The sequence below is a fragment of the Thermomonospora echinospora genome (assembly GCF_900108175.1).
In the GTDB taxonomy this organism is placed as follows: Bacteria; Actinomycetota; Actinomycetes; order Streptosporangiales; family Streptosporangiaceae; genus Thermomonospora; species Thermomonospora echinospora.
In genome coordinates this window covers 296,441-303,881 of sequence record NZ_FNVO01000009.1, presented here as the reverse complement: position 1 = coordinate 303,881, position 7,441 = coordinate 296,441, and the positions used below count along the sequence as shown (strand labels likewise).

At 71.9% G+C, this 7,441-nt stretch carries 4 protein-coding genes; 3 read left to right on the top strand and 1 reads right to left on the bottom strand.

Annotated elements, in window-relative coordinates:
• Positions 1–520 precede the first annotated feature (520 nt).
• The gene (acs, locus tag C4U03_RS21920; protein WP_200827391.1) at positions 521–2,488 is read right to left on the bottom strand and encodes an acetate--CoA ligase; all 1,968 of its coding nucleotides are present in this window, start codon (positions 2,486–2,488) and stop codon (positions 521–523) included.
• A gap of 475 nt (positions 2,489–2,963) precedes the next feature.
• Between acs and C4U03_RS21915 the strand changes: the two genes are divergently transcribed.
• From C4U03_RS21915 to C4U03_RS21905, 3 genes are all read left to right on the top strand, one after another.
• Entirely contained in the window at positions 2,964–3,776 is an 813-nt protein-coding gene (locus tag C4U03_RS21915; RefSeq protein ID WP_235018028.1) for a Fic family protein, read from the top strand.
• 1,278 nt (positions 3,777–5,054) lie between these two features.
• Positions 5,055–6,134 (top strand): septum site-determining protein Ssd, encoded by a 1,080-nt coding sequence (ssd, locus tag C4U03_RS21910; protein ID WP_103939699.1) that lies wholly within the window; start codon positions 5,055–5,057, stop codon positions 6,132–6,134.
• Positions 6,131–7,294, top strand: a complete 1,164-nt coding sequence (locus C4U03_RS21905) for a TadA family conjugal transfer-associated ATPase (protein ID WP_200827385.1) — start codon at positions 6,131–6,133, stop codon at positions 7,292–7,294. Before ssd ends, C4U03_RS21905 begins: the two co-directional genes overlap by 4 nt.
• The last annotated feature ends 147 nt before the right edge of the window (positions 7,295–7,441 follow it).

The window sequence follows — 7,441 nt, the reverse complement described above, 5'->3', positions numbered from 1 at the left end:
CCGCACCCGGATCACCGGGATCACATAACGGACATTCCCCTGCCGACCAGACTTCCCGGCACACCTGTCACGAGAATACCCGCCCTTTTCAGAGCCACACGCCCTGACTCCCCGCGACCGCACCCGCCGCATCCAGCCCTAACGGCCTACGGCCGCCCTGCCCACAGGGCCGGAACGCGCCCCAGACCCGGCTTCCCTCGTTCGTGCCGTGGGCTTGTTCGTGCCGTGGGCTTGTTCGTGCCGTGGGCTTGTTCGTGCCGTGGGCTTGTTCGTGCCGTGGGCTTGTTCGTGCCGTGGGCTCGTTCGTGCCGCGGGCTCGTTCGTGCCGCGGGCTCGTTCGTGCCGCGGGCTCGTTCGTGCCGCGGGCTCGTTCGTGCCGCGGGCTCGTTCGTGCCGCGGACCGGCGTCTTCGACGGGCCGGTCCGCGGCATGAACGGTTCGGGCCGGGGCCGCGGCGTCGCCTCGTACGGGTTCGACCGCAGGCCCCGGTGGGACGGTGGGACGGTGGGACGGGCGGGGCTCAGTCCTCGGACTTGGCCGAGGGGAGCTTGGTGGAGATCAGATCCATCACCGAGCTGTCGGTCAGCGTGGTGACGTCGCCCAGCGACCGGTTCTCGGCCACGTCGCGCAGCAGCCGCCGCATGATCTTGCCGGAACGGGTCTTGGGCAGCTCCGGCACCACCATGATCTGCCGCGGCTTGGCGATCGGCCCGAGGGTCTTGGCCACGTGGTCGCGCAGTTCGGCGACGAACTCCTCGCCGTCGACGTCGGCTCCGGCGTTGCCGCGCGGGATCACGAACGCCACGATGGCCTGCCCGGTCACCGGGTCGGTGGCGCCGGTCACCGCGGCCTCGGCCACCTTCGGGTGCGAGACCAGGGCCGACTCGACCTCGGTGGTGGAGATGTTGTGCCCGGAGACCAGCATCACGTCGTCGACCCGGCCCAGCAGCCAGAAGTCGCCGTCGTCGTCCTTCTTGGCCCCGTCGCCGGCGAAGTACATGCCCTCGAACCGCGACCAGTAGGTCTTGACGTACCGCTCGTCGTCGCCCCAGATCGTCCGCAGCATCGACGGCCACGGCTCCTTGACCACCAGGAACCCGCCGCCGCCGTTGGGCACGGACTGGCCCTGGTCGTCCACCACGTCCGCCACGATGCCCGGCAGCGGGCGCATCGCCGCGCCCGGCTTGCCCTCGGTGACGCCGGGCAGCGGGCTGACCATGATCCCGCCGGTCTCGGTCTGCCACCAGGTGTCCACCACCGGGCAGCGGCCGGCGCCGATGCGCTCGCGGTACCAGACGTAGGCCTCGGGGTTGATCGGCTCGCCCACGCTGCCGATGAGCCGCAGCGACGACAGGTCGTGGCGGGCGGGGATCTCCTCGCCCCACTTCATGAACGTCCGGATCGCGGTGGGCGCGGTGTAGAACAGCGTCACCTTGTACTTCTCGATGATCTCCCACCAGCGGCCCTGGTGCGGGGTGTCGGGCGTCCCCTCGTAGATCACGCTGGTCGCGCCGTTGGCCAGCGGGCCGTACACGATGTACGAGTGGCCGGTCACCCAGCCGATGTCGGCCGAGCACCAGTACACGTCGGTCTCCGGCTTCAGGTCGAACACCGCGTGGTGGGTGTAGGCGACCTGGGTGAGGTAGCCGCCGGAGGTGTGCAGGATGCCCTTCGGCTTACCGGTCGTACCGGACGTGTAGAGGATGTACAGCGGGTGCTCGGCGTCGTGCGGCTCGGCGGTGTGCTCCGTGCTCTGCCGTTCCACCAGGTCGTGCCACCACACGTCCCGCTCGTGGTGCGCGACCTCCTGCCCGGTGCGCCGGACCACCAGCACGTGCTCCACGTCGGGGGTGGAGGCGACGGCGTCGTCCACGGTGGGCTTGAGCGCGGCGTGCTTGCCCCGCCGGTTCTGCCCGTCGGCCGTGATGACCACCTTGGCCTGGGCGTCCGCGATGCGGGTGCGCAGCGCCTCCGCGCTGAACCCGGCGAAGACCACCGAGTGGGTGGCGCCGATCCGCGCGCACGCCAGCATCGAGATGGGCAGCTCCGGGATCATCGGCAGGTAGATCGCCACCCGGTCGCCCTTGCGCACCCCCAGCTCCAGCAGCGCGTTCGCGGCCTTGGCCACCTCGCGCTGCAGGTCGGCGTAGGTGAGCGTACGGGTATCCCCGGGCTCGCCCTCCCAGTGGTAGGCGACCCGGTCGCCCAGGCCCGCCTCGACGTGCCGGTCCACGCAGTTGTAGGCGACGTTCAGCTCACCGCCCACGAACCACTTGGCGAACGGGGGGTTGCTCCAGTCGAGCACCTCGTTCCAAGGCTTGGCCCACGTCAACCGCTCGGCTTGACGCTCCCAGAACCCCAGCCGGTCGGCCGCGGCCTCCTCGTAAGTCTGGGCGGTGACGTTGGCGGACGCGGCCAGCTCCGGGGGCGGGGCGAAGCGCCGGTTCTCCTGCAGCAGGTTGGAAAGGGTCTCTTGGCTCACTTGAATCTCCTCGTCACGCGGCCGGTGGGACCGCGCACTCCGGGCCGCTGTGTTCAGTTGCGTTGCCGCCGTTCCCCGCCCGTGGACGCGTCGGCGCGTACGCCGCACGGCGACTGCAGGATGCGTTCACCAAGCCCACGGACCCGAGGGCCCGTGCAGGCCGTGTGTCGCTCACGGTCTTCACTCCTTCTGGACGGAACTGGAGGGTTGGCGCCCGGTGCCGTCCACTTCACCAGGGAACTCCCCGGCTCACAAGGCCATGCCGAGTCCAAATCCCCCGGCCCGGCCGACCATGCTCCATGACGGCCGTCACACCATCACTGCTACCAGCTCCGAGCCCTCCCTGACACCAGCCTTTACCTCCCGTTCGCGGCCTTGGCCCCCATGTCCCCACCAGCCACTCCAGGTCCGGATTCCGGGGGATCGGGGCCTGATGGGGGCGGCGTGTCCGGGGCCGAGGGGACGGCATAAGGTCGTGATCGTGACCGATCCCTTCGCCCAAGTCGCGGCGCTGCCCGGCGTCCCCGAGGCGGTCGCCGACGCCCGGACCTCGGTGGACCGGCTGCTCGGCCACCGCATCCTGCGCCGTCGGAGCGCCGAGGTGTCCACCGAGTCCGCCCTGCGCGCCGCCCGCGCGTCCGCCGCTCTGGAAGGCGTTTCGGTCCCCCTGGACGAGCTGCGCCGGGGTGCCGCCGCGCAGGGGGAGGCCGCCGTTCCCGCCGACCCGATCGTGCAGGGCGCGCTGCGGGTCTCGGCGGAGCTGGGCACGCTGACCGACACATGGCGGCGGGCGCCGCGTCAGGTGCTGGCCCGGCTGCACGTGCTCGCGGCGGCCGACGCGGTGGAGGCGGAGGAGCTCGGCCGTCCCCGTCTTGAGGGGCAGGACGCCAAGGACTTCCTGGGGCTGGGCGAGCGGCCCGCCCCGGAGGAGGTCGCCGTCCGCCTGGACTCCCTGAGCACACTGCTCACCCAGCAGACGAAGGCCCCCGCCATCGTCGTCGCCGCGATCGTGCACGGCGAACTGCTGGCCCTGCGGCCGTTCGGCTGGGGGGACGGCATCATCGCCCGGGCGGCCGAACGGCTGACCCTGGTCGACCGCGGTCTGGACCCCAAGTCGCTCACCGCTCCCGAGGTGGGCCACGCCGAGCTCGGTGATGAGTACGTCCGGACTCTGCGGGGCTACATCGGTGGCACGTCCGAGGGCGTCGCTGCCTGGATCCGGCATTGCGCCGCGGCCGTGACGGTGGCGGCCCGGGACTCGCTGGCGATCTGCGAGGCGTACCTGCGGGGCTGAACGCGTCCGGCGGGCGTGGCGGCTCAAGACTTGCCGGTGATCTGCGAGGCGCACCTGCGAGGCTGAACCGTTCGGCGGGCCTTGCCGATCGTGGCATCTTCACCTGAACCGCGTTCGGATGAAGTGGGGATCAGGCTCCTGAACCGTGTTCGGATGAGGTCGGGATCGGCTCGGCGAAACCGGGGCGGCCATGTCCCCGGCGTTCCCCGGCACAGCGGACGGCGTCCCGCTGGAGGGGACGCCGCCGCCGCACGTCACTCCGGGTTACCAAGCGTGCTCTCGGATCGTCGGAGCGGGTCAAGCCCGTCTCGACGCGCCTCCCGCGGCTGGTCGCGCGTGGGTGCCCGGATGCCGTGCCCGGACTCTTGGTCCGTGACACCTGTCTACGCCTCATTTGCCCAGTTGACAAGTCCCTGCCCGGAAAACCGGCCGGGGACCCCGGAGGGCGGGCCGTGGCGGCGTCCGGGCCTCGCCGCCGGGGAGCGACAGCATTCCGGCAAGCTGGAAGTATCACCAAATTCGTGCACGGAACGTGATCATTGTTCGCCGCCCGGTGGGCGGGCCGGCCGACCGGCCGGATGGCGACCCGCGCGTCCGAGGCTCCCGCCGGACGGGCCACAAGGGCGCCTGGCTTGGCATATCTGATGGTGACATGTCCTACTTCATCGGTGGCCATCTCCGCGAAGTCAGGAAAAAACGTCTCCTCTTGTATCACTTTACCGCTCGACGGAACTACCGAGATCGGGCAGCATATGTTGCGTCTGCTTGGACTACGGGCAACGGCTTTGCGCTTCCTGTGGTTCAAACTGGCGAGCCCGGCTAAGGACGCCAAGGGAGACCATCGAAGCTTTCTGGGAAACGGTCCGTCTCCACCCCCCTGGGGCCGGGCCGTACGACGACCCCCGCTCTCCCCCCCGGCGGGGGTCGTCGCTTGTCCGCCCCCTGCCGCCCCACCGGCACCCTCGACGCTGGGCGGGCACCGTACGACATGGGGATGTCCGGGCCGTAGCTCGGCGGACTCTCCACCAGAACGAGGCGTTCACGGGCATGGACCACGGCCCCCGAGCCCGATCCGCGCACTGACCCTGCCGATCCCCGCGGCGCACCTCGGCCCACCAGCCCACATGTTCGGCCTTGAACGATCCGCATGTCCGGTCCCGGTGGGGTGAGGCCGGGTCTCGACGCGGCTTGAGGGTGGTTATCCACAGTTCGGGCTTTGTCTTTTCCCGTCTTCGGTCCGGGCCCAGGGTGGAGGCATCCGACGACAGGAGGGCTCTCATGGCCATCGACGCACTGATCGCGACCGGTGATCCGCGGATCGCCGACGACCTGCTCCGGCTCGCCGCCGCGGCCAACGCCGACGCTGCACTGGCGAGCACCGCCGAACAGGCCAGGACGCAATGGCGCCGTCCGCCCCTCGTCCTGGTGGGCGCCGACATGGCGGACGGCCTCGCCGCCGACGGGGTCGCCCGGCGTACCGGAGTGGTGCTGGTGACGACCGAGGCCGACGCTCCCGACGGTTTCCGCGCGGCGGTGGAGGTCGGTGCCCAGGATCTGGCCACGCTGCCCGCGGACGAGCCCTGGCTCGTGGACGCCCTGGCCGCCGCGGCCGAGCCCTGCGACGGCAGGGCGACCACCGTCTGCGTGGTCGGAGGACGAGGCGGAGCGGGGGCGAGCGTCCTGGCGGCGATGCTGGGCCTTGCCGGGGCCCGGGGCGGGCTGCGCACCCTGCTCGTCGACGGCGACCCGATGGGCGGGGGCGTCGATCTGCTCCTCGGGCAGGAGAACGCGCCGGGATGCCGCTGGCCCGACCTGGCCGGCCGCCGGGGCCGGCTCGGCGCCGGGCTGCTCCGGGAGTCACTGCCCGCCGTCGACGGCCTGGTCATGCTCTCGTGGCACCGCGGCGACGCCGACCCCCTCACCGCCGAGACGATGCACACGGTGCTGGACGCCGCGAGCCGCGGCTTCGACCTGATCATCGTCGATCTGTCCCGCGAGCCGGGAGCGGCCGGACGTGCCGCCCTGCGCGTCGCCGACCGCACGCTGATGATCGTCCCCGCCGAGCTGCGCGCGACCGCCGCGGCCGACAGGGTCGCCGTGTCCCTGCAACGCGACACCGACGACATACGCCTCATCGTCCGCGGGCCCGCCCCCGGCGGCCTGCCCGCCGAAGCGATGGCCGAGGCGCTGGGCCTTCCCCTCGCCGGCACCGTCCAGGAGGACCGCAGGCTGCCGTCCGCCCTCGAACGCGGTGACCTCGTCCGCCTGAGCCGGCGCGGTTCCCTGCCCGACCTGTGCGACCGTCTCATCGGCGACCTGAGGCCCCGTCCCGCGGCCCTCGAGGCCGAGGCGGCATGAACGGGCACAGGTTCGTCGACGCGGTACGCGACCGCCTCGCCGGCGTCGGCGGCGAGCCCACGGGCGGACAGGTGGCGGCCGCCCTCCGGGCCGAGGACAGGCTCCTCGGCGACCAGGAGGTGCTCACACTGGTCGACGAATTACAGGCCGACCTCGTCGGAGCCGGCCCGCTGGAGCCGCTGCTGCGCCTACCGGAGGTCACCGACGTCCTGGTCAACGGACCTCACGAGGTATGGATGGACGCCGGTGCCGGGCTGGTGCGCACCTCGGTGCGCTTCCCGGACGAAGTCGCCCTGCGCAGGCTGGCGCAGCGGCTGGCGGCCAAGGCGGGCAGGCGGCTTGATGACGCCGCCCCCTACGTCGACGCCCGGCTGCCGGGCGGGGTCCGGCTTCACGCGGTGCTGGCGCCGGTGGCCCCCGCAGGGACCTGCCTGTCCCTGCGGTTGCCCCGGCGGCGGGCGTTCACCTTGGACGGGCTGGTCGCCGCCGAAGCCGTCCCTCCGGCGGGCGCGGCGCTGCTGTCGGCGCTGGTGGCGGCCCGTCCGGCATTCCTGATCACCGGTGGCACCGGCACCGGCAAGACCACACTGCTCAGCGGCCTGCTGTCCCTGGCCGACCCTCGTGAGCGCCTTGTCCTGGTGGAGGACTCCGCCGAGCTACGGCCCGAACACCCCCATGTCGTACGCCTCGAAGCGCGGCCGCCCAACGTCGAGGGCGCCGGTGGGGTGACGCTGCACGACCTCGTCCGGCAAGCCCTGCGAATGCGCCCCGACCGGCTCGTGGTCGGCGAGGTCCGCGGCTCGGAGGTGGCCGATCTCCTGTCCGCTCTGAACACCGGCCACGAAGGCGGATGCGGCACCCTGCACGCCAACACCGCGACCGATGTCCCGGCCCGTCTGGAGGCACTCGGATGCGCTGCCGGACTCAGCAGGGAGGCGGTCCACAGCCAGGTCGCCGCCGCCCTCGACGTGGTCGTCCACCTCGTCCGCGATCCGGCCGGACGCCGCCGCGTGGCCGAGGTCTGCACCCTGAAACGCGGCCCGGACGGCTTGGTCGGCGCCATACCCGCTGTCTCCTTCACGGCGGACGGGCAACTGGTCGCCGAGGCGGGCGCAACAGCACTCGCGGATCTCCTGGGAGGCCACTGGCAAATCCCCTAGAGCCTGTCGTCAAAGTACCCCGGGTGGCGTTGACCGGCTGGACCGAGGCCGGGCGTCCGGTGTGCCCGGCACCGTCCGAGGAGGTGATCGGCGCGTGGAGACGTAGGCGCATGCTTCGCAGGCGCCGTGCGTCACTTCGACGACACG

Excerpts from the sequence above, each read along its gene's own strand:
- C4U03_RS21905 (WP_200827385.1), top strand. The coding sequence starts at position 6,131 with ATGAACGGGCACAGGTTCGTCGACGCGGTACGCGACCGCCTCGCCGGC.
- ssd (WP_103939699.1), top strand. The coding sequence starts at position 5,055 with ATGGCCATCGACGCACTGATCGCGACCGGTGATCCGCGGATCGCCGAC.